The 20,685-nt window shown below is 40.7% G+C and carries 22 protein-coding genes; 10 read left to right on the plus strand and 12 right to left on the minus strand.

The window, feature by feature from the left end:
• Nucleotides 1–20 precede the first annotated feature (20 nt).
• Together AB657_RS03795 and AB657_RS03800 are read right to left on the minus strand one after the other, a co-directional pair.
• Nucleotides 21–1,931, minus strand: a complete 1,911-nt coding sequence (locus AB657_RS03795; protein WP_047247788.1) for a monovalent cation:proton antiporter-2 (CPA2) family protein — start codon at nt 1,929–1,931, stop codon at nt 21–23.
• A 29-nt stretch (nt 1,932–1,960) separates the two neighbouring features.
• Nucleotides 1,961–2,524 carry an NAD(P)H-dependent oxidoreductase gene (locus tag AB657_RS03800; RefSeq protein WP_047245277.1) on the minus strand — a complete coding sequence of 188 codons (564 nt, stop codon included), beginning with the start codon at nt 2,522–2,524 and terminating at the stop codon, nt 1,961–1,963.
• A 212-nt stretch (nt 2,525–2,736) separates the two neighbouring features.
• On the opposite strand from AB657_RS03800, the gene AB657_RS03805 reads away from it, so the two are divergent.
• Entirely contained in the window at nt 2,737–3,129 is a 393-nt protein-coding gene (locus tag AB657_RS03805) for a DoxX family protein (protein WP_047245278.1), read from the plus strand.
• 43 nt (nt 3,130–3,172) lie between these two features.
• On the opposite strand, the gene AB657_RS03810 is transcribed toward AB657_RS03805, so the two are convergent.
• The 8 genes from AB657_RS03810 to AB657_RS03845 form a co-directional block, all read right to left on the minus strand.
• Complete coding sequence (locus tag AB657_RS03810; RefSeq protein ID WP_047245279.1) at nt 3,173–3,559, minus strand: nuclear transport factor 2 family protein; 387 nt, start codon at nt 3,557–3,559, stop codon at nt 3,173–3,175.
• A gap of 23 nt (nt 3,560–3,582) precedes the next feature.
• Nucleotides 3,583–4,203 (minus strand): MarC family protein, encoded by a 621-nt coding sequence (locus AB657_RS03815; RefSeq protein WP_047245280.1) that lies wholly within the window; start codon nt 4,201–4,203, stop codon nt 3,583–3,585.
• 91 nt (nt 4,204–4,294) lie between these two features.
• The gene (locus AB657_RS03820; RefSeq protein ID WP_047245281.1) at nt 4,295–5,080 is read right to left on the minus strand and encodes an SDR family NAD(P)-dependent oxidoreductase; all 786 of its coding nucleotides are present in this window, start codon (nt 5,078–5,080) and stop codon (nt 4,295–4,297) included.
• A gap of 61 nt (nt 5,081–5,141) precedes the next feature.
• Entirely contained in the window at nt 5,142–6,104 is a 963-nt protein-coding gene (locus tag AB657_RS03825) for a hypothetical protein (RefSeq protein ID WP_047245282.1), read from the minus strand.
• A gap of 204 nt (nt 6,105–6,308) precedes the next feature.
• Nucleotides 6,309–7,292: a zinc-dependent alcohol dehydrogenase family protein gene (locus AB657_RS03830; protein WP_047245283.1), complete on the minus strand. Its 984-nt coding sequence runs from the start codon at nt 7,290–7,292 to the stop codon at nt 6,309–6,311.
• Between the two features lie 123 nt (nt 7,293–7,415).
• Nucleotides 7,416–8,276 (minus strand): AraC family transcriptional regulator, encoded by an 861-nt coding sequence (locus AB657_RS03835; protein WP_047245284.1) that lies wholly within the window; start codon nt 8,274–8,276, stop codon nt 7,416–7,418.
• A 78-nt stretch (nt 8,277–8,354) separates the two neighbouring features.
• Nucleotides 8,355–9,188 carry a DUF4437 domain-containing protein gene (locus AB657_RS03840; RefSeq protein ID WP_052958616.1) on the minus strand — a complete coding sequence of 278 codons (834 nt, stop codon included), beginning with the start codon at nt 9,186–9,188 and terminating at the stop codon, nt 8,355–8,357.
• Between the two features lie 26 nt (nt 9,189–9,214).
• Nucleotides 9,215–9,874, minus strand: coding sequence for an oxygen-insensitive NAD(P)H-dependent nitroreductase NfsB (locus AB657_RS03845; protein WP_047247790.1), 660 nt, complete (start codon nt 9,872–9,874; stop codon nt 9,215–9,217).
• Nucleotides 9,875–10,043: 169 nt separating this feature from the next.
• Between AB657_RS03845 and AB657_RS03850 the strand changes: the two genes are divergently transcribed.
• The 4 genes from AB657_RS03850 (at nt 10,044) to AB657_RS03865 (ending at nt 13,352) form a co-directional block, all read left to right on the plus strand.
• Nucleotides 10,044–10,928, plus strand: coding sequence for an AraC family transcriptional regulator (locus tag AB657_RS03850; RefSeq protein ID WP_047245285.1), 885 nt, complete (start codon nt 10,044–10,046; stop codon nt 10,926–10,928).
• 166 nt (nt 10,929–11,094) lie between these two features.
• Nucleotides 11,095–11,673, plus strand: a complete 579-nt coding sequence (locus tag AB657_RS03855) for a TetR/AcrR family transcriptional regulator (RefSeq protein ID WP_047245286.1) — start codon at nt 11,095–11,097, stop codon at nt 11,671–11,673.
• Between the two features lie 37 nt (nt 11,674–11,710).
• Entirely contained in the window at nt 11,711–12,343 is a 633-nt protein-coding gene (locus AB657_RS03860; RefSeq protein WP_047245287.1) for an NAD(P)H-dependent oxidoreductase, read from the plus strand.
• Nucleotides 12,344–12,353: 10 nt separating this feature from the next.
• Nucleotides 12,354–13,352 (plus strand): NADP-dependent oxidoreductase, encoded by a 999-nt coding sequence (locus AB657_RS03865; protein WP_047245288.1) that lies wholly within the window; start codon nt 12,354–12,356, stop codon nt 13,350–13,352.
• Nucleotides 13,353–13,428: 76 nt separating this feature from the next.
• On the opposite strand, the gene AB657_RS03870 is transcribed toward AB657_RS03865, so the two are convergent.
• Both AB657_RS03870 and AB657_RS03875 read right to left on the minus strand, forming a co-directional pair.
• A complete protein-coding gene (locus tag AB657_RS03870) occupies nt 13,429–13,968 on the minus strand; it encodes a dihydrofolate reductase family protein (RefSeq protein WP_047247791.1) in 540 nt (179 codons plus the stop codon).
• 148 nt (nt 13,969–14,116) lie between these two features.
• Entirely contained in the window at nt 14,117–14,797 is a 681-nt protein-coding gene (locus AB657_RS03875; RefSeq protein WP_047247792.1) for a metal-dependent hydrolase, read from the minus strand.
• A 307-nt stretch (nt 14,798–15,104) separates the two neighbouring features.
• Between AB657_RS03875 and AB657_RS03880 the strand changes: the two genes are divergently transcribed.
• The 5 genes from AB657_RS03880 to AB657_RS17595 all read left to right on the plus strand — a co-directional run bounded on the left by AB657_RS03880 (nt 15,105) and on the right by AB657_RS17595 (nt 20,612).
• On the plus strand, nt 15,105–15,650 hold the full coding sequence (locus AB657_RS03880) for a transposase (protein ID WP_047245289.1): 546 nt from the start codon (nt 15,105–15,107) through the stop codon (nt 15,648–15,650).
• Between the two features lie 217 nt (nt 15,651–15,867).
• Entirely contained in the window at nt 15,868–16,245 is a 378-nt protein-coding gene (locus AB657_RS03885; protein ID WP_047245290.1) for a DoxX family membrane protein, read from the plus strand.
• A 336-nt stretch (nt 16,246–16,581) separates the two neighbouring features.
• Nucleotides 16,582–17,523 (plus strand): hypothetical protein, encoded by a 942-nt coding sequence (locus AB657_RS03890; RefSeq protein WP_047245291.1) that lies wholly within the window; start codon nt 16,582–16,584, stop codon nt 17,521–17,523.
• An 84-nt stretch (nt 17,524–17,607) separates the two neighbouring features.
• On the plus strand, nt 17,608–17,907 hold the full coding sequence (locus AB657_RS03895; RefSeq protein ID WP_157491567.1) for a hypothetical protein: 300 nt from the start codon (nt 17,608–17,610) through the stop codon (nt 17,905–17,907).
• 26 nt (nt 17,908–17,933) lie between these two features.
• Nucleotides 17,934–20,612 carry a toxin-antitoxin system YwqK family antitoxin gene (locus AB657_RS17595; protein ID WP_052958617.1) on the plus strand — a complete coding sequence of 893 codons (2,679 nt, stop codon included), beginning with the start codon at nt 17,934–17,936 and terminating at the stop codon, nt 20,610–20,612.
• The last annotated feature ends 73 nt before the right edge of the window (nt 20,613–20,685 follow it).

Here is a 20,685-nt window from a genome sequence, read left to right on the forward strand (position 1 = left end):
TTAATACAGCGTATGGGCCTTTAAGTTGTTTTGCTTTGTGAGGCGTTGTTTTTTTGCTGTTTTTCCAGAGTTTTTCTAATCTGTTCGCTATCCCATAGATCATCATATATTACCACACCTCTTTCTAGGTCGGCATTTAAAAGTCGTTCTTGTTCCTCTAGCTCTTTTCTGGCCTTAAATATAAAATTCTTGTCTTGTTTTGGTTCGGTCGCCAAGCGTCGTAAGCTATCCTCATCGTACTTTATAAAATTTTTGACCTGTCTGTTCAGGGTATATTTTCTAAAGCCCATTTTACTGAGCGTATCCTTTGCCAGAGCCAAAGAGGTATCCAATGTTTCCCTATAAATATTTTCTATACCCATGTTCAGTAGATCATAGGCGGCATCCCTGTTTTTTGCACGTACCATAAGTTCCACATGGGGATATTTTTCCTTGACGATTTTAGTGACATTTTTTGTGACATCCATATTATCTATCGCGCATATCAATATTTTTGCTTCTGCTATTCCTGCTGATTCCAATAGATCTATTCGGGTGGCATCACCATAATACACATCAAATCCCATTTTACGTAAAAAATCTACTCTGTTCGAATCATGGTCCAATATGGTGGCCTCGATACCATGTGACCTTAAAAAACGGCCAACGGTACTACCAAAATGGCCAAAGCCGACAAGTATAATCTTATGTGATTTGGCAATATGGTCCATAGGTCTTTTTATAGACTCTTTGGTTCCTATTCTTGGAAGTAATATACGTTCATTAAACGCACTTACCATGGGGGTAACGGACATAGAAAGTGCTGTTACCACAAGCATAATGTCGATTTGTTCTTGGTTTAGAATATTTAATTGAAACGCGAAAGACAGTACTACAAAGGCAAATTCGCCTATTTGAGCCAGACCAAAGGTCAACATAAGTTTTTGGTCGAATTTGAGTTTAAAAATTCGTCCGGTAATAAAAAGTACAAAGGCCTTTAGCAATACGATTATAATCAACAATCCTCCAATAGTCAAAGGTATCTTACTGATTATAACAAAGTTTATTGAAGCTCCCACGGCCATAAAAAACAACCCCAACAATAAATCCTTAAAAGGTTCCAAGGTGCTTTCCAACTCATGTTTAAATTGACTGTTAGACAATACCACACCTCCTAAAAAAGCACCTAATGCAGGGCTAAGCCCTACATACTCCATTAAGAGCGAAATACTAAAGACAATTAAAAAGGCAGAAGCGATCAAAAGTTCCCTAACACCTGTTTTGGCCACCTTTCTCAATATAGGTACTATTAAATATCGTCCGGCCACAATAATGGTTGCAACAGATAAAATAATGGCAAGTGTTTGAAAACCAATAGGAAGACCATCTAATAGATTGCTATGGCCAAGGCTTTTTTCAATAGACGAACCTTCCGAATTTGAAAGTAAGGGAATGGCACCCAGCATAAAAATTACGATGATATCCTGAAACAGTAAAATGGAAAATGCCGAAGTACCAAAGGTGGTTGCCATTAACCCTTTTTCTTTAATGGTCTGCAGGGCAATAGCGGTCGATGATAAGGCAACAGCCATAGAAATTACCAGGGAGACCTTACCTTCATACCCCAAAAACATAAAAAGGAAATAGGAAAGCAATAGGGTACCTGCTACTTGAAATCCACCCATTCCCAATATGGTTTTACGCATATTCCAGAAATTTTTAGGTTCAATTTCGAGTCCGATCAAAAATAACATCATAACCACCCCAAATTCGGCAAAATGAAGAATGTCCTCCCCTTCTTCCCCTATAAAACCAAATACATAAGGACCTATTAAAACACCTGCCAACAAGTAACCCAATACAGAACTAAGCCCTAACCGTTTGGCGATATAAACACAAATAATGGCGCTTGTTAGAAAAACAATTACATTAAAAAGTATGTTTCCTGTCATAATCTGAATGGTTTTCATCTAATGCCACGCTAGGTGACACCGTGTTCAATTGAATTGGTTTTCTTATTTTGTAGCGTATCTATTAATTCGCTATACTTATTACCGTAAGCTTCAAGTTCTTCTTCTGTAAGTTGGTGTGTTCCCATTACTAAAAATGGACGTAGGTAGTTCATAAGACATAAATTGGCGGTCTGTTCGAACGGACGTAAAAATTCATCAACGGTATAGCTGTTGCTGCCTTCCGAACAATACAATTCTTTTGTGCCTCCCGTAGTTATTACATTTAAACAGGTCTTTGATTCCAAGGCCGTACCATTTGGACCATAGGCCCAATTGAATTCCAAAACCATATCTATCCATTGTTTCATTAATGGCGGGCAGTTATACCAATAGAAAGGATGATGCCATATAATAATATCGTGCTCCATTAGAAGTTGTTTTTCAAAAGAGACATCGATATGAAAATCGGGGTACTCTTCATACAAATCGTGAAAAGTAACTCCTTCCTTGTTTTTTACATGCTCCACAAGAATGGCATTCGCTCTTGATTTTTCAAATGTAGGATGTGAAAATAGAATCAATACTTTTTTCATAGGGTTAAAAATAATGGAAAAAAACAGTGATTGGGACTTTCTTTTACAATCCTTTTTTTCAGATTAAAAAGTAAAGGTGGCGTTTGTTTAAGGGGAAGAAAACCCATATCCCTCACATTAATGTTTATATAGATATTTTGCTTTTCCTACGATAAGTTAGGACATCTTCTTTCTTACTACCCTTTATCTTTATATTTGCAATAAAAGATAATATGGACAAAACCGGTTATTTAATACTTCGTATGGCCATTGGCCTAAGCATGTTCGGGCACGGATTGGTACGCTTGCCCAAACTTTCTGGATTTAGTAGCTGGATGGTGAAAAGCTTTGAAAACTCCATGTTGCCGGAGTTTATGGTCGTTCCTTTTAGTTATGCCCTCCCTATTTTGGAATTTTGTGTGGGATTGCTGTTGCTTATTGGACTGTTTACCAGACAAGCGATTCTTTTGGGGGCATTGATTATGCTGGTCTTGATCTTCGGTACTACTTTAATAGAAAACTGGGATATTTTACCGTCGCAGCTTATCCATGTTGCCTTTTTTGTGGTACTCCTTCATTATATCAAGGACAATACCTGGGCCTTGGACTCAAAAATAGGAAAGTGATTATGGCTTTTACGGTCTTTTGTCGCCGTAATACTAATAATCATCAATACATGGTATTGGTATTTGCCGATGTTTTGGGTATTTGTTGGATGGCGTCCCAATGTTCACAAATCTTTCCATTTTCATCGAACCGGAAGAAATCCATCGTAACATATTGGTCGTCATCGGGCCAGATTTGATGGGTGTGCAGGGCCACTAGGTCGCCCTCCGCAATGGTCCGTACAAATTCAATCGATTTTTCAGGGTACTCCCTGTGCATTCTTTCAAAATAGTCGATAAAGCCTTGCGGACCGTCGGCTACATGCGGATTGTGCTGAATATACTGTCCCTCGCAATAGGTTTCAATGGCGGTTTTGGGATTTCCTTCATAGGCCATTCGGTAAAAGGCCATGGCGTTTTTCTTGTTTTTTTCGGTATCTAGGTATCTCATTTTAGGAAAGGAAAAAAGTCTATTTAGTTTGTAAGGGCAAATGAAATTTTAATTCCCTGTATGACCATATCGGTGCCTATGATCGCAATGATCAATCCCATGATTTTTCCGATAACGGATATAACGTTGTGACCGATTTTTTTAATGAACATTTCGCTGAGCATAAAAGTGAAATAGGTCATCCAGCACAGGAGTCCGAATATGCATATGACGATGCCAATTTTCAGATAACCTGCATTCGAAACAAAGTTCATGCCGGTAACAATGGTACCGGGTCCAGCCAAAATGGGAATGGCGAGGGGTGAAATGGCGATATCCTCATCAATATGGGTTTCCTTTAAATGTTTTACATTCGATTTTTTGGACTGAAGCATATCGAAGCCCACAAAGAAAACCAAGATTCCCCCGGCAATTTTAAAGGCGGGTATGGTAATTCCAAAAAGAAGGAATATAAACTTGCCCAGTACCAGAAAGAGGGTAACGATAACAAAGGCCGTAAAAGTGGCCTTTTTACTAATGTTGTGCTGGGTCTTGCGATCGGCCCCTCCCACCAACGACAAGAAAATGGGCATATTCGAAAGCGGGTTCATTATGGCGAAAAAGCCCGTGAACACTGTAATACAGAAGGTTAGGATGTTATCCATTTAAACAACGGTTTTTCTTTACGGTGCCAGAAAAAATGGTTCGATAACGTCCCGCTTCCAAATAACATCAATAAAGAATTATTGCCACAAGTTAATCAGAAACGAGCGTTTTTGTCAACGTAATCAGTTCATTTATTTTTTCGGTACTATAGCCATCAGAATGTGCCGGTGCATATGAACCTTTGTCGTTATCAAAATACTGTCCTGTTTGGGCCAGGTCGGTCATACTTAAATCGTATAAAATGTCAACTCCCTTTTCTGCAGGAGACCAATGCTGCCCGTAGGCTTCGTTGGCCATTTTGGTATTTAATAAAGAACCCGGATTTACGGCCACTACGGTAATCGAAGGTTCTTGTTCCGCCAAGTAAAAACTCCACATGGTCAGTGCCAGTTTGCTTTGCGCGTAAGCTTCGTTGGCACCCAAACCTGTTTTTCCCCCTAACGCCTGTATATTGATGCTTGTCTGTGCAGCGGAGCTTAAATTTACGATACGCGGTGCGGCCGATGCCTTTATATTGGATAATAATCCGTTGGTTAATATATAAGGTGCAAAGTAATTTACCAAAAATCGTATATCGGTACTAGTGCTTTTGCCGTTTGCCATCAAAACACCTGCATTGTTGACCAATACATCAATTATCGGCATCTTTTCGGCAACTTCCGCAGCCATTTTTTTTACAGAATTTAAGTCCGAAAAATCCGCTAAAAAGCCCAGTATGTTTTCATTGTTAGATTGCTCTTTTATTTCTTTTATTGTAGCGGCTAATTTTACATCACTTCTACCGTGAATGGCTATAAAGTGCCCTTCTTTGGCTAAACGCAAGGCCAATAATTTGCCTATGCCGTCCGTACTTCCTGTTATTAATATATGTTTCATGGTGTTTTTTTAGTGTTGATGAAAACTGGCAACACCAATGTTGCCAGTTTCTTATGTTTTTTTAAAACGGTGCAACGGTATCTTTAGGACCATCAGGTAAACTCCACCGTTGACGAGCCGTTACATTTTCCAGAGCGACATCTTTAATGGTATTGCTACTGATGTTTCCGTAACTACTGGTACTGCCACGTGGAATTTGCATACGGTCTCCGTATAACCAAACTACTAAATTACTGCGTTGCCCACTTTCTATTGGATGTGTTGCGTGTGGTACATTGCCTCTGTGGATAATAGCTTTGCCAGGTTGAAACTTGGTTTGTACCGTTTTACCAGAAGCTTTATCATAAAAATCTACTACCGAACCTGTAAATTTTTCATCAGGTAAATTGGTATTGATATTTAAGGTTGCCGATGAAGCATCGGTATGTGCGTGTAAATCCTTGTCCTTATCCGGATTGTACTGTATTGAAAATCCGAAAGTTTGATTGTCATAGCCATAAGTCCCTAATAAAAGTCGAGAAATCGGACGCATATAACGGTCCATAATAGCGTTATAAAATGCTTGGAAACTTGGTGCCGCAAAGTGACCTTCGGAACGAGGATCTAACATCATCCCGTAACGATTTAATTGAATACCGTAAGGTGCACGTTTTGGAATTCCTGAATTTACGGCATCCTCTAAATACTTTCTAAAATCTGCCAAACGCTCTAAATCGAAAAATTGCGTTTCATAAACTCCAGGAATAATTTCTTCCCATAAATCGGCAACAGCAGCTTCTTTTTCCGGGTTTTCCCAAGCATCGTTAATGACTTTTCTCAATTTTGGGTCTAGCAAAGATTCATCTGGCAATAGTAAATTGTCTTTGTTTTCCTGTTCCCATTGTACCCAAGCAGTTTCTAACAATTTACGGTTGTCATTCCAAAATTTTGAAACCGATGGATCGCGTCTTAATGATAACTCTCTTGATGGTACTTCTAGATCACGAGCTTCTGCAAGTGCATTTGTATGTTCCATTGTTTTCATAATATCTATTTTTAAGAATAGCTACTGCTATTGTTTTTATCTATAACAAAATTAAGCACGAAGAGCTGCTTGCCTTTGGTAGTAAAAAGGGTTGTTTTGGTAAAAAATAAGGTTTTGATATCCCTCAAAGAAAAATGCCTCTAAGAAGAGGTATTTAACACAACCAATCAACCATAAGGATACATTGCAAATCCTTATTTGCTTTTAGTTCTCAACTACTATTTTGCCAATAGCTTTTCCGCTTTGTAAATGGGCATAAGCATCACCCACCTGTTCTAACGAAAACTTGTTTTCATCTACTATTGGAGTTAAATATCCTTCGTTGGAAATTTCAGCTAAACGCTCTAAAATATTACCGTGAACGTCTCTTTTAAAGTTGTGCAACATGGGTATCAACATAAATACAACATGCAATGAGGCACCTTTAAAGTGAAGCGGCGTTAAGTCTAATTCGCATAAGGAAACCGTAGTGGAAATGTGTCCGTTTAAGGCAACCGCCTCAATGGAATTGGTAAGGTTTGCGCCACCCACGGTATCAAAAACCACATCAAAACCACCATCGGTATATTTTGCAGTATAATCGGCTACTTTTTCAGTTTTAAAATCGATAAAAGTTGCTCCAAATTTTTCAACAATAGCTTTTTGATTATCACCTGTACCTGTAGCAAAAACTTCTGCTCCAAAATACTTTGCCAATTGTACCGCTAAGTGACCAACACCACCGGAACCACCGTGTACCAATACTTTTTGTCCTTCTTTTACGCCTGCCCTTGTTAATCCTTCGTATGCTGTAATGGCCACCAATGGCAAGGCTGCAGTTTCGCGCATAGTTAAGCCTTTTGGTTTGTGCGCTACAAGCTTACTGTCCGCTACAATATATTCCGTTAAGGTTCCTGGTAAATCGGCTAATCCGCCGGCACAACCGTACACTTCATCGCCTACCTTAAAACCTTCTACCCCATCGCCAACCGACTCCACAGTTCCTGAGAAATCCATTCCCAATAAGGCTGGTGTAGCAGGAGACAAGGGCAAATCGGAGCCCATATTCTTAATCATAGTGTCTATCGTATTTACGCTAGATGCCGCTATTTTTACCAATACGTGATTTGCTTTTACTGCTGGTTTTTCAATTTCAGTTGCCGTAAACGTTGCATTTTCTCCGTAACTGTTCAAAAACATTGCTTTCATATCAATCTCTATTTTTATTTTCTATAGTTCAATTAAGACAATGCAAAGTTACCCGGGCACCCAAGCTTTATTTTGGTAGAAAAACCAGCGGTATTGGTAAAAAATAAGGTTTCTGGCAATGACTTAGGCCAGATTGGCCTTAAATGCACTTAAACTGATGCCACGGTAGGTTTTAAAGATCTTGTTCAAATGGCTAGAATCGGTAAACCCAAGATCGATAGCAATTTCCGAATCTTGTGCATCGGTGTACTTTAAACGTGTCTCTACCAACTTCAATTTGTAATTGATGATGTATTTTTTGAGCGATACATCCGTATGTTTTTTGAAGTACTCACTAATGTAATTATCGGCCATATGAAACTCATTGGCCAAACTTTTGGTCGTCAACAGATCAGGATTATAAATGTTGGAATGAATGTAATTGATGATTTGCTGAATTTTGGAGGACTTAACTTCCTTTACTTCAGACGCGTTTAAATACTGAATATTACGTGCAATTAAATGCAGAATTACAGACAATGAATTTTGAATGATAAAAATATCATGGGATGATTTATTTAAATACTCGGTAGCGACCATATTTGTAAGCGATATAAGATGCGCCCTATCCGAAGCCGTTTCAAACTGCATTTCTCGTAATTGATGGCTTTCGCTGTTCAAGATTTCTTCGATTTTACGAAACCAATCGTTCACAGGAAGTTCTTGGTTTACCGCACTGGTATTTCTAAAAAAACTCTTTAAGAATTTAATGGCAATGGTACTTGTAGCGGTCTTCGCTTCTACGATGTAAATATCATCCGGGATAAATACAAAAACACTGTCGGGCGAATAACTAACGGTTTTTCCATTTATTTTGATACTGCCACTACCCTTCTCGAAATATAGGATTTCAAAAAAACGAATGTTGGTATACTCACAAAACGAAAAGAAAGTTTGGTCTTTGTATTGTTGTATAACGATGTTCTCTAAAATAGTTCTTGCCATTGCTTAAAAATTAAAATAAAAAAGGGGAAATACCTACTTGTCTTCCCCTTCTTTCCTTTTCATAACAATTCTTATGGTTTATTTCACTTCAAAATCCCCATTAGAGCGGATGTAAATAACCGTTTCTGTATCTGTACCCAACAAAGGCTCTGCATCTTCCTCGGCACCGAAATAAGAACCTGGTTCTAAGGCATTTTCAGCATCCTTTTTAGAAAATTGGTGGGTTACCTTACCAGAGATAACCACCGCCCTAAAATTGGGGCTTAAGTTTTTGATTCTTCCCTTGAAACCTGCCGGCAATTTTATAAGTGTTGCCCGTAGCTGATTAGCTTCATGGCTTCCCCATAAAAAGGCGGTTTCTACATTGCTCTTATCTGCCACCCATTCAATATCGTCGGCATGTAACCAAACCATATTCGATTGATCTACATTCACGGGGCGTTCCCCATTGTCAAAAGCTTCTGAAGTCGGTTTTACTAAATACGGACCTTCTTGAATGTCTAAAAATGCTAAGTTATCTTCTCCGTCAGCAGCAGTAATGTGGGCTTCACCTGCTGGTTGTTGCCAATACGAACCTGCTGGCAACCATTGTTTTTCGGCACTTTCATCATCGTTGTGCAATAGCCCCTTAATGACTACTCCACGATACGTTATGTTGTGAATATGAGGTGGCGATGAAAATCCTTTTTTGAATTTCACCAAAAATCCTGCGGGTTCGTTTTTGGTACGGTCGCCCCATAGTTTACCCGCAGCCGGACTCTTATCGCCTCGTAAGGGATTTAGCCATCCCCATTCTACTTGGCCTGCGGTTACAACTTCGTTTTTAGACTTAATATCGTCTGTCGTTGGTGTTTGTGCGTTTGCAAAAATACCAGCAACTAATGCTATTGCGATTAGGATATTTTTTTTCATGTCTATATATTTAAAAATAGTCGTATTTATATTACAGTGAAAATTTCGCTTTCTGGTAATCTGGATTTTGGGGTTTTCTCCGTGGAGTTGAAATCTGACTCAGCATGATATCCTAAAGACACAGCGACTAAAGATGTGTATCCTTTTTCCCTTAATCCGAATTCTTCATCTAAAGCTTTTACATCAATACCTTCCATGGGGGTAGCATCGATTCCTAAACTGGCCACGCCCAATAAAAAGCTTCCTATGTTAAGGTAGACTTGCTTTTCCATCCAATGTTGAAGGTCCTTTAAATCGTATTTATGAATACCTGCAAATGTTTTCACGGCACCTAAGAAACCGTTTTTTATATCCTCGTTGGGAAATCTTCCGTCTTTATCTTCGGTATCTGCAATATGTTGGTAATATGCATCATCTGCATCTGTTTTTACACAAAATAAAACTACAGCTGAAGCATTGGTTACTTTAGGTTCGTTAAAACTAAAAAAACCTTGTGTTCCTTTTGCAATGCGTGCTTTACCTTCGGTAGTTTCAGCAACTATAAAGTGCCAAGGTTGTAGGTTTACACTTGAAGGACTCATTCTTAGCAAGTTTTTGACCTCGGCCATATCTGCTTCAGATATTTTTTTGGTTGCATCGTATTCCTTAGTTGTGTATCTCCAGTTTAAAATTTCTTTTAAATTCATTTGTATGTTTTTTAGTATAAGATTGATAATTGTGGTGCAAATGTAGGCCTGCCACCCAGGATGTTTGTGGTAAAAAAAATGGGTATTTATGTACAAATAAAGGTTTGTACGTCTTTTTTAAGGGATTATAGGCGATTATGGTGTAGATTTGGTCCTAAATTTCCCTAAAATGGAGGTAATAGAAGCTTATAAACCTTTTGAAATACAAGAATTGACACTGAATGAGTGGAAGAAACGCCCCGTGAAGAATAATTTTTTTGAACTAGTATGGGTCAGGAAAGGCCAGGGCAAACAGTGTATCAATTATAATGAACATGCCTATGCCCAGGGTGATATATTTTTGCATCCCCCACTAAAATGTCACTCATTTACGATACAGGAACCGAGCACATTCGTTTTCTTAAAGTTTTCTGATACTTTTTTTAAGCAAGTAGGTAGATCTGCCATAGATAGAAAGGCCTGGTTCAACGAGGCTTCCTATATTCTCTCGAACTACAATCAGCTGCCCGGTAGTATTATAAAGTCGGAGGTAGATCGCCAGCATATGGAGCGTCTGATAGATATGATACTGCAAGAGTCACGAAACCAGACCGACTCTTTCAACGGACTTATTACAAGTCTGCTCACCGGTATTTTGGAGATTTTGATGCGCAATATCAAGAAAACCATCTATTTTGAATCGATAGAAAACCAGACCGACGACCGTATCGTACGCATATTGCAATACCTCAATGAAAATATAAGCGACCCCGAAAAACTTAAGATAGAGTCCTTATCGGACCAATTTTCCATGTCGCCCACCTACGTTAGCGAATATTTTAAGAAACAGGTACACATGTCGCTACGTGAATACATTATAAAGGCCCGCTTGAAATTGGTGGAGATACGCCTGTTGAACAGCGATTATACCCTGGGCGAAATTGCAGACGAGCTCGGTTTTACCGATGTAAGCCACCTAAGTAAAACCTTTAAGCGCTATGTGGGACTTTCCATTCGCGAATTTAAAAACCAGGGCGAGTATCGTATGCTTACCCGTAATGTGTGTACGGCTTAACATCTACTTATATTTTTTTGTGGAGTACATTGGTATAATTTGTATATAATTAAAGGCTTATGCCCTATTCATTTATGAGGTACACACGAGTATGTATTATTAAAGTTTGTTAAAAAATGAACGTTCATTCATTTTTTGACATACCTTTGTGGTATAATCAAAGACAATGGCCAAACTTCAAAAATGTATAGACAAACGGAGTGCCTTGGTACAAGCGACCATTGAGTTAGTGAACAATAACGGTTTTCACGCCGCACCCATGTCCAAAATAGCCAAAATGGCTAACGTATCGCCTGGTACCATTTACCTGTATTTCGAAAACAAACAAGATCTTGTAAACCAGGTGTACCTAGATGTAAAGTCCGTTTTTACAGCCTATGCTTTTGAAACCTACGATCCCAAAATGCCGGTAGAACAAGGCTTTGAGGTGATTTGGAAGCGCATTGCGGAGTTTAAGCTCCACAAGTGCCAAGAAGCCATGTTTTTGGCCCAATGCGACAATACCCCCATGATCGACGAGCCCATACGGCAAGAAGGCATCAAGCACTTGCAGCCCTTGCTGGATTTGTGGAAACGCGGTAAGGATGAAGGCATCATCAAACCCCTATCGGATTATGTACTGTATGCCTATACCGTCAACCCGTTATCTTTCTTAATGCTGATGCAGCAAAGGGGCGTGTTCAAAATGGGAAAGAAAGAATTGGAGTCGGCCTATCTGGCCGCCTGGAACAGTATTAAATTATAAACATCAATATAAATAATAAATAGCAAATTTTCATAAAATGGAATTACTGGATAAATTGAATTGGAGATATGCCGCCAAGGCGATGAACGGAGAAAAAGTACCCCAAGAGAAAGTGGACCGTATTTTAGAAGCGGCACGCCTTGCCCCGACCTCAAGTGGCCTACAACCTTTTGAGATCATGGTGGTTACCAATCCGGAAATAAAGGAAAAAATCAAGGCCGTGGCCTGGAACCAGTCCGTAGTGACCGATTGTTCGCACCTCTTGGTATTTGCCGCGTGGGACAACTATACCAAAGAGCGCATCAATCAAATGTTTGACCTTACCAACGAGATTCGAGGGTTTAAGAACGAGGGCTGGGAAAACTACAGAAAGCAATTGTTGGGCATATACCCACAGCGCGACCCCGAGGTAAACTTTCAGCATGCGGCCCGACAGGCCTACATCGCCTTTACCGAAGCCCTTACCGCCGCAGCTTTTGAAGGTGTCGATACTACCCCGATGGAAGGTTTCGACCCCGATGCGGTCGACGAAATCCTAGGTTTGAGGGAAAAAGGGCTGCGCAGCTGCGTGCTATTGCCCGTAGGATATAGAAATGCCGATGAGGATTGGTTGGTGAACTTGGTAAAAGTAAGAAGGAGCAAGGAAGACCTTGTTACTGTAATCGATTAAGAAGATAAAGATGAACAAGACAATCATATTAAAGAAAAGGCCTGTAGGCAGGCCCACCTTGGAAGATTTTGAATTTCAGGAAACCTCGGTGGCCCCTACCCTTTCAGATGGCGAACTGCTTTTGGAGGCCAAATACATTTCGGTAGATCCCTATTTAAGAGGGCGTATGAGCGACGCCAAATCCTATATTCCCCCATTTGAGGTAGGACAACCCATAAGCTCTGGAGTGGTCGCGGAAGTAATCGCTTCAAAAAACACCGATTTTAAGGAAGGGGATTTTGTATCGGGAATGCTGGAATGGAAGACCCAACAGGTAAGCGATGGCAAGGGCCTACAAAAAGTATCGAAGGACAAGGCACCTCTAAGTGCTTATTTGGGCGTTGTTGGTATGACAGGCCTTACCGCCTACTTGGGACTCCATGAAATTGGCAAGCCCAAGGCCGGGGAAACCTTGGTTGTTTCGGGGGCTGCCGGTGCGGTAGGCAGTGTCGTAGGACAGATCGGAAAAATTTTGGGACTCACCGTTATCGGTATTGCCGGTAGCGATGAAAAGACCGAAATGCTGATCGAGAAATTCGGTTTCGACCACGCCATCAACTATAAGACCACCGACGATATGAAGGCCGCCATCGAAAAAGCGGCACCCGAAGGGGTGGATATCTATTTTGACAATGTAGGCGGACCCATTTCCGATGCCGTATTGTTCAGCATCAACAAGTTTGCCCGTATTATCATTTGTGGGGCCATATCGGTCTACAACGATACCGAAGCGCCCAAGGGACTGGCGGTACAGCCGTTTTTGGTCAAAAACAGTGCTCTGATGCAAGGCTTTATCGTTTCTAACTATGCCGATAAGTTCCCACAGGCGATCGGCCAATTGGCCCAATGGCTGCAAGAGGGTAAATTAACCTACGAAGAGACGATTGTCGAAGGTTTTGAAAATACGCCCCAGGCCTTTATCGACCTGTTCGACGGAAAAAACAAAGGGAAGATGGTGGTAAAGGTGTAAACACTTATGTTACCTAAGGAAAAAGCCCAAGAACACATGTTCTTGGGCTTTTTTTTATCCTTTCGATATTATATGATTAGGAATATTTTATGACATAGCTGTTAAGCTGTAGGCCGCTATCGTGCGATTCGGTTTCCACAAGTTCCAATTGGCAGCCTTGTGTCGATTCCCCAAAAAGACGGACCCCTTTACCCAGGATCAAGGGATTGACCTTTACCTTTAGTACATCGATCAGTTGTTTGTCAAAGAGCCATCCCGCAAAAACGCCGCCCCCACATACATAAATATCGGTTTTCGAACTTTCTTTCAATTTGTGGATGGTATCCTCATCATAATCGGGAACCACATGAACCTTCTCGTGCGTATTGTCAAATTTTAAGGTCTTGGAAAATATATAGTGGTCCATATGCGCATAGGCAGGTTGCCCGGGCTGTAATCCGTAGGCATAGCCAAACTCATAAGTATTCCTGCCCATGATGGTGGTCTCGTATTGCTGTAGGTCCGCCATGTATTTGACCACCCCGCTTCCTTCGCTTACAAAGCCGCTGATATCGCTATCCGCCCCACAGATAAATCCGTCCAAGGAAACGGCCACATAATACACAAGTTTTTGCATCGTACTGTATTTTAAGTTATGTAAGTTATACATTTACAGTATAATGCAAACGAATGTGCCTAAAACGAGGACACAGATCAGGTCCATTACAAAATAAAAAAGCCTGAAAATAGCGGTTTCCAGGCCTTGTAAACGATCAATATCCTGTTTAAATGGAGACGGACTCCCCTACTTCGAGCAACAGCAGTTCCTTTCCGGCCTTTTTAAACTTTTCCTTGGCCGCTTCGTGGTCTATTTTAATAAAGGGAAAAGAATCGTAATGTACGCCCATAACCCGGTTGCATTCCACAAAGTCGCTGGCGATAATGGCATCGTCGACGCCCATGGTCACCACGTCGCCTACCGGTAGAACGGCCAGGTTGATCTTGGTCTGCATGGGGATCAGTTTCATATCCATGGTCAAGGCCGTATCGCCCGCCACGTAAATGCTCTTATCTCCATGGGTAAAGACAAAGCCACCAGGATTGCCGCCATAGCTGCCATCGGCAAAGCTGCTACTGTGTAGGGCGGTCACGTATTTTACCCTTCCGAAATCAAATTCTCGTACACCACCGAGGTTCATGGGCATGGCATTGAGTCCCTTTTCGGCGTAGTGGCTATAGATCTCAAAATTGCTGACAATGGTAGCGCCCGTATTCTTGGCAATGGCCTCGGCATCGAGGGTATGGTCGTAATGGGCGTGGGTAAGGAAAATATAGTCGGCCTTTAGCTGCATAATGTCCACCTTGTCCTTCGCGATGTCGTTATCGGTAACAAAGGGATCTACGATAATGTTCTTGTTTCCTATTTCTATGGCCAGGCAATTGTGGCCGTAATGTGTGATCTTCATGGGTATCAATTTTAAAACGGGAATGAAATTACTAAGGGAAATGTTTTTTTCCAACCCTGGGGAAGTAAATAACAAGAATAGGCCTTAAATAAAACCCCATATAACTTAGGCTTAAGGATTTATGTTGATTAATCTGTTGATAGGATTTATATACGAACGGCCTATAACAGCCATGGAATTGTTAATTTGGATGGGTAGAAAACCCTTTGGGGTGTTGCTGTTGGCTTTTTATCAATATACAAATACAAAATAGGGTAAAGACGCAAAACTTTGCGTCTCCATATGCGTCTCCATATAAGTGGGTCTAATGAAAAAAAAATACCAAAATAAATACCGCATTGCATCCACCAGATTATCGCATTGGGATTACGGGGCCAACGCCCTGTATTTTGTCACCATTTGTTGTAAAAACAGGTATTGTTTTTTTGGGGATATATCCAACGGAAAAATGATTTTGTCCGATATCGGGAAAATGGCGGACAAATTTTGGTTGGAAATACCCCGACATTTTCCATTTGTGGTGTTGCACAACCACGTTATTATGCCCGATCACGTCCATGGAATCATTGAAATTGCCAAATCGAATGATGGTATCGGGGGGACGCAAAATTTTGCATCCCTACGCCCCACGGATACCCCGCCATCAACCCAAAACAAATTTGGTCCACAATCCAAAAATCTGGCATCTATTGTCCGTGGTTTTAAAATTGGTGTAACCAAAAATGCACGTCAAATAGATTCTGCATTTGCATGGCAACCCCGTTTTCATGACCATATTATTCGCAACCACAAATCGTATCAGCGCATATCAAATTACATTGCCGACAATCCCAAAAATTGGAAAGGGGCATAATTGCATTCCCTGGATTAATGACAACAGCCAAACAAAGGCAAAAAAAGGGCCTGCCATTCGAAAACGCTCCATTTACCCATAGGCAACCCCTGTTTTCCTTAGGTCTTTACGGGTCAAATACAATCTTACATAAACAACTGGTTATCAAAAGAAAACCATTGTTTTTATAAGCCATAATGATTAACTTTATAAATATTCCAACCCTAATAACAGAACCATGAAAAGCAAAGTACTTACCGTATTGTGTGTCTTATTCGGACTAATGATGATCAATGCCGGATTGAACAAATTCCTTAACTATATGCCCATGCCCGAGGTATCGGAAGCGATGATGCAGGTGATGAACGGGTTTATGGCCGTAAAGTGGATTTTTCCACTGGTGGCCCTTGTCGAAATTGTCGGGGGCGCCTTGATCGCCATCCCCAAGACCCGTGCCTTGGGAGCCTTGGTCATCCTCCCCGTAATGGTTGGTATCATGGTCCACCACCTGGTACACGACATGGCGGGCATTGTAATACCCTTGGTCATGTTCGTCATCAACCTTTGGGCCATTGCCGCCAACTGGGACAAATACGCCCCGATCGTTAAGGGTTGACAACGCCGGGTGATACTCGGGTTTCCTCCACCACTGCCCTTCTGCCATAGAATAACCATCATACCCTACATGAGGGTCTAGGTGATTTTTGTCCTTTTCGCGCTTCCTTGTAAGGCACTGACACGCCGTGTCTCCATCACATAGCACTTATTCAAATTCATAAAAATATACTGCTGGGCATCCGCCTTGCCTAAAACATCCTTAAACCTTAGATGTACGGGCAGCACCTATCCGTTTATTCTTCCCCGTCACAAAATGATATTTCCCTGAAAATAGGGATAAATCCTCTCGGCCTATATAGCATTTTTGTGGTTCAAAGTAACAACACCTACTCGTATGAACCTCAAAGAACAGTCGTTAAACACATTAACACGCATCTGTGAACTACTTTTTAAATCACATTTTAACCCCGAATTAAAAGACGAACTGGAAGCTGTTTTCTATCATAGGAAAAAAGTTGACTTCGAAAAGCTGTATCCTGAGAAAAAACTAACACCTCAAGACAGAATCACCCTTTTCATCATCGATAAACTAGACGAATTGGAGTTGATTTATGTGAACGACTATTGTTTTGATATGTATGATGCTTTGGACATTTATAAATTTTTCCATCACATTGAAGTTCCCTATGACCACACCAACGAAGAACTCGAAACCGACGAAGTAGCGAGTTATAATTTCCTTAATGGGCTATTTGAAAAACACCAACAAAAGGTTTTGATTATCGATATCGACGGCGATAACTTGGTGTTCTTGCCAGTAGCATTCAACGACCTTAAAGAATTACAAAAACTATGTTTGAACAATTCTTATTTTAAGGTTTCCGATACTTTTGCAGACCCCAGCATACCTATAAAGGATGCTTTTGAACTGCTCCCTTTGCTATACGAGAAAAAAAGACCCGAAACCCCTGTTTGTTTTACAGACCGCTCCATAAATTCCAAGAACTTTTTTAAGATATTGAACAGCGACTTGTTACAGAACCGCACCACTTACTGGCTTTACAATAATCTGGAAGAATATGTAGAGATTCTTAGAGAGAAAAAAGATGAACATAGAAATATCCTTAAACGTCTTTTTGGCAAAAAAACACAAAATTACTTGATAGCAATAAACAACCCCGATGAAGAATGCTCTTTTTTGTGGAACGATTCAGCCCCGGAACAACTTTATATCCATTATAAATCAAAACTACTGAATACCCGTGACTATTTTTTAAATAACAGCACAAACGACACCCTGCTTCTAAAACCCGATGACCCCTTACAGATGCTATGAGAACGAACCTTGACCAGTATCGAGAACACAATGTTTTATTTCCCACAGATTGACTATAAAAAATTACGTCAAATTGTAAGCGACATGCGTTTTAGTTCTTCTTCTTATGATGACGAGCACCCCTTTCCCGCAAAACCCTTTGTGTACCATGTGCGCCATATAAATCAAGAAAACCTTAAACAGGAGATATTGCCTATGCTTGGTATAAAGGTGGGGCTGGATATGTTTTATTATAAATCGTATCAGAAAGACTACTTGGTCTACTTTTCTAAAGAAAATGAAGAAATGGAACTTATTCTAGGCAATCAGCCCGAACGTTATTTTTGGTCCGTACACCTCTTTAACGAACTGTACAATGGCCTATACCCAGATAATAGTTTATAAAAACGAATACCATTAATACCAACTCCATGAAATTATATACAACGGTACTTTTAATAGCGTCTTTCTCCATAAACGCCTTGGCCCAACAAGACACCCTATGGTTTGACCATAATTGGAACAAAACCACCAAAGACAACGCACATTATTACAGGCCGCCGGTTAAGAAGGAAGCCTCTGGCCTTTATCGCATTAACGACTATTACCTGGACGGTACCCTGCAAATGACCGGTCTTTCCAAATTTAAGGACAGCGTGCTCCTCGAAGGAAAGGCCTCTTGGTACCGTAGGGATGGTAAAGCAATGCAAACCGAAACTTATAAAAACAATAAATTAAACGGCGTTTGTACTTACTATAAGTACGATACATGTAAAAAGAATACCCGTGAAAATGACATCCCCCTAAGCAATGGGGCAGCAAAAGAAAATTGCATCTATCATATACGGGAAGTTACCTACAAGGACAATTCCCCGATAAAGGAAATTATTTACGATACCGACAAAAAGGGTGCCCGCGAGGAATATTTCTATAAGCAGGGCAGCGTTTACAAAAAGCTGTTCTATGATACCGAAGGAAAGTTATTGGGTACCTACCATGCATTGGACTTTGGCAATGACTACGGCACCTCGGTAAGTTATTACAAGATGCCCATGCGCCCTAAGCGAATTGCGAGGATCAAGGACGGCTTTCAATTGTATTCTTACGCCTACTACCCTAACGGAGAACAACGTAGTAGTTTTGATACCATACAAAAGCTTAAAACCTACTTTGACGAAAAGGGCAATGTAATGGGTGCCTTGCAGTATAAAGGCGAACTTGATCGTTTATCGGTATCACAGGGGAAGCATTTTGAATTTTACCATGACGAAAGGACGGTAAGACTAATCGAAACCTATGCGAACGAAAAACGGGTCAACAGCAAAGCCTTTAACACCTTTGGTGTTTTAACAAGCGAAAAATTTTATGACGACACCGAAGTGGTTAAAGTCGTTAGCTATACCGATGATGGCAAAAAATTGGGTGAACTTACCAAAATCAACGGGGAGTTGAACGGTACGGTTCGAAATGAAAACAACCAAATAATCACCTATAAAAACGGCGTCGTTATCAAGGCACAGTACCCCTACCCTAACTCCAAAAAAATATTTGCCAAGCTAAAAGATTCTGTAGTAACGTACTACGACACCATAGGAAAACCCATGGGAACACTTAAGATTGCCTTGAGCAAAAACGGAGGCTTACCGGACAAACTGGAGAATGAGTCATATCGCCCGATTCCCGTAGAGGGGACCCTGTTTTTTCACGACCATAAAAATAGAATTGTAGAGAAGACCACCTTCAAAGACTATAAAAAGACCCAAAAAACCATACTTGATTATAGAGACGACCATTGTTTTAGGCAAGAGATGGTCTATAACCGAAACGAAAAACCGATAAAGCACAGCTTTTATTTTAGCAACGGAAACAAACGATCCGAGCTGTTCTATAACCCGGAAACCGAAGAGAAGGAAAAAGGCGTATTCTTTAACGAAAAAGGCGAACAAATCTCAGAGTTCGATTATACGACCCAGACGGGTACTTTTTATGAGTATCATTCCCAATCCGATGCGATAAAGGAAATATCAACCCAAAAAAATGGCGAACTCGTAAGCCGTAAAGACTACCGGATGGAGTATGACAGGAGCCTTAAAGGCCATAAGAACGTGCTTCGCGAAGTTATCAATGCCAATGGCGAATCGGCGTTTTACTCCAGACAAGGCACCCTGATCGGCAAAGCTGTTTTTAAAAACGGAAAACCGTGGTCTGGTGTAGTTTACAACAACAATACCCATAGAAAATATGAGGTTAAGGAGGGAAAAAGACACGGAAAGTATATACGTTACGCCGGGAATGGAACAACCATTAAGGAAGAAGGACAGTATCTTAACGATAAAAAGCACGGTACCTTCATAAAATGGACGGGCATCCGAACATCCTACGAGGCAAAGAATACCAAGACCTTAGAGGAGAACTACAAAAAGGGTGTAAAAGACGGCTATACCATTACATATGACAAAACCGGAAAGGAGATATCGAAAGTCTTGTATAAGGATGGCAAACGCGAAGGCTATGCCACATCTTACGATAAAAATACCGGTAAAACCTATCGCCTGCTATATAAAAACAACGAGCCCTACGACGGTGTTTTGGTCGACTCGTATGGCAACGAAAAAATATATAAAGACGGAAGCATCGTTAAAGACACCAGGCTGACCGAAATTAAGTTTCAAAACAATTACCAAAACATTAAAACCGTTACCACCTATCTCGATGAACACACCCAAAAGAAAGAGGTCTATGATCTAGAGGGTAACCGCCTGCTTACCTATACCGAGGCGTACCGCGAATTGCAGGGCGAAGTGGTTCAGTATAGCAACAACAGGCCCAAGTACAAAGCCGTTTTCAAGAATGGTGAGTTGCAAGAAGGCACCGTTTGGCTAAAAACCTCCAGTAGGTTTCCTTCGGAGAAATATGCCCAATTAAGCAAACAGAACGGTACCGTTACCTTAAAAGCCTACAACGAAAATCAAGAACTTTTGTTTGGTGCCGAGATTGTCCCAAAACTGTACAAAGATTATGGCGAACGTATTTTGTCTTATAGACTGGGCTATGATTTAAAAGTAAGGGGAAGTGATCTTCTACAAATTGATCTATTTGATAATCCGTAGTCCGCAAAGCGTCATGGCATCGGGTATTGCCCAAAAAAGCAATATCCCTGTTTTCAGGGAGCTTTGTGCCATA

Source organism: Maribacter thermophilus (assembly GCF_001020565.1).
Lineage (GTDB): Bacteria > Bacteroidota > Bacteroidia > Flavobacteriales > Flavobacteriaceae > Maribacter > Maribacter thermophilus.

Coding starts and splice junctions, on each gene's coding strand:
- AB657_RS03795 (WP_047247788.1), bottom strand. CDS start 1,931: ATGACAGGAAACATACTTTTTAATGTAATTGTTTTTCTAACAAGCGCC.
- AB657_RS03800 (WP_047245277.1), bottom strand. CDS start 2,524: ATGAAAAAAGTATTGATTCTATTTTCACATCCTACATTTGAAAAATCA.
- AB657_RS03805 (WP_047245278.1), top strand. CDS start 2,737: ATGGACAAAACCGGTTATTTAATACTTCGTATGGCCATTGGCCTAAGC.
- AB657_RS03810 (WP_047245279.1), bottom strand. CDS start 3,559: ATGAGATACCTAGATACCGAAAAAAACAAGAAAAACGCCATGGCCTTT.
- AB657_RS03815 (WP_047245280.1), bottom strand. CDS start 4,203: ATGGATAACATCCTAACCTTCTGTATTACAGTGTTCACGGGCTTTTTC.
- AB657_RS03820 (WP_047245281.1), bottom strand. CDS start 5,080: ATGAAACATATATTAATAACAGGAAGTACGGACGGCATAGGCAAATTA.
- AB657_RS03825 (WP_047245282.1), bottom strand. CDS start 6,104: ATGAAAACAATGGAACATACAAATGCACTTGCAGAAGCTCGTGATCTA.
- AB657_RS03830 (WP_047245283.1), bottom strand. CDS start 7,292: ATGAAAGCAATGTTTTTGAACAGTTACGGAGAAAATGCAACGTTTACG.
- AB657_RS03835 (WP_047245284.1), bottom strand. CDS start 8,276: ATGGCAAGAACTATTTTAGAGAACATCGTTATACAACAATACAAAGAC.
- AB657_RS03840 (WP_052958616.1), bottom strand. CDS start 9,188: ATGAAAAAAAATATCCTAATCGCAATAGCATTAGTTGCTGGTATTTTT.
- AB657_RS03845 (WP_047247790.1), bottom strand. CDS start 9,874: ATGAATTTAAAAGAAATTTTAAACTGGAGATACACAACTAAGGAATAC.
- AB657_RS03850 (WP_047245285.1), top strand. CDS start 10,044: ATGGAGGTAATAGAAGCTTATAAACCTTTTGAAATACAAGAATTGACA.
- AB657_RS03855 (WP_047245286.1), top strand. CDS start 11,095: ATGGCCAAACTTCAAAAATGTATAGACAAACGGAGTGCCTTGGTACAA.
- AB657_RS03860 (WP_047245287.1), top strand. CDS start 11,711: ATGGAATTACTGGATAAATTGAATTGGAGATATGCCGCCAAGGCGATG.
- AB657_RS03865 (WP_047245288.1), top strand. CDS start 12,354: ATGAACAAGACAATCATATTAAAGAAAAGGCCTGTAGGCAGGCCCACC.
- AB657_RS03870 (WP_047247791.1), bottom strand. CDS start 13,968: ATGCAAAAACTTGTGTATTATGTGGCCGTTTCCTTGGACGGATTTATC.
- AB657_RS03875 (WP_047247792.1), bottom strand. CDS start 14,797: ATGAAGATCACACATTACGGCCACAATTGCCTGGCCATAGAAATAGGA.
- AB657_RS03880 (WP_047245289.1), top strand. CDS start 15,105: ATGAAAAAAAAATACCAAAATAAATACCGCATTGCATCCACCAGATTA.
- AB657_RS03885 (WP_047245290.1), top strand. CDS start 15,868: ATGAAAAGCAAAGTACTTACCGTATTGTGTGTCTTATTCGGACTAATG.
- AB657_RS03890 (WP_047245291.1), top strand. CDS start 16,582: ATGAACCTCAAAGAACAGTCGTTAAACACATTAACACGCATCTGTGAA.
- AB657_RS03895 (WP_157491567.1), top strand. CDS start 17,608: ATGCGTTTTAGTTCTTCTTCTTATGATGACGAGCACCCCTTTCCCGCA.
- AB657_RS17595 (WP_052958617.1), top strand. CDS start 17,934: ATGAAATTATATACAACGGTACTTTTAATAGCGTCTTTCTCCATAAAC.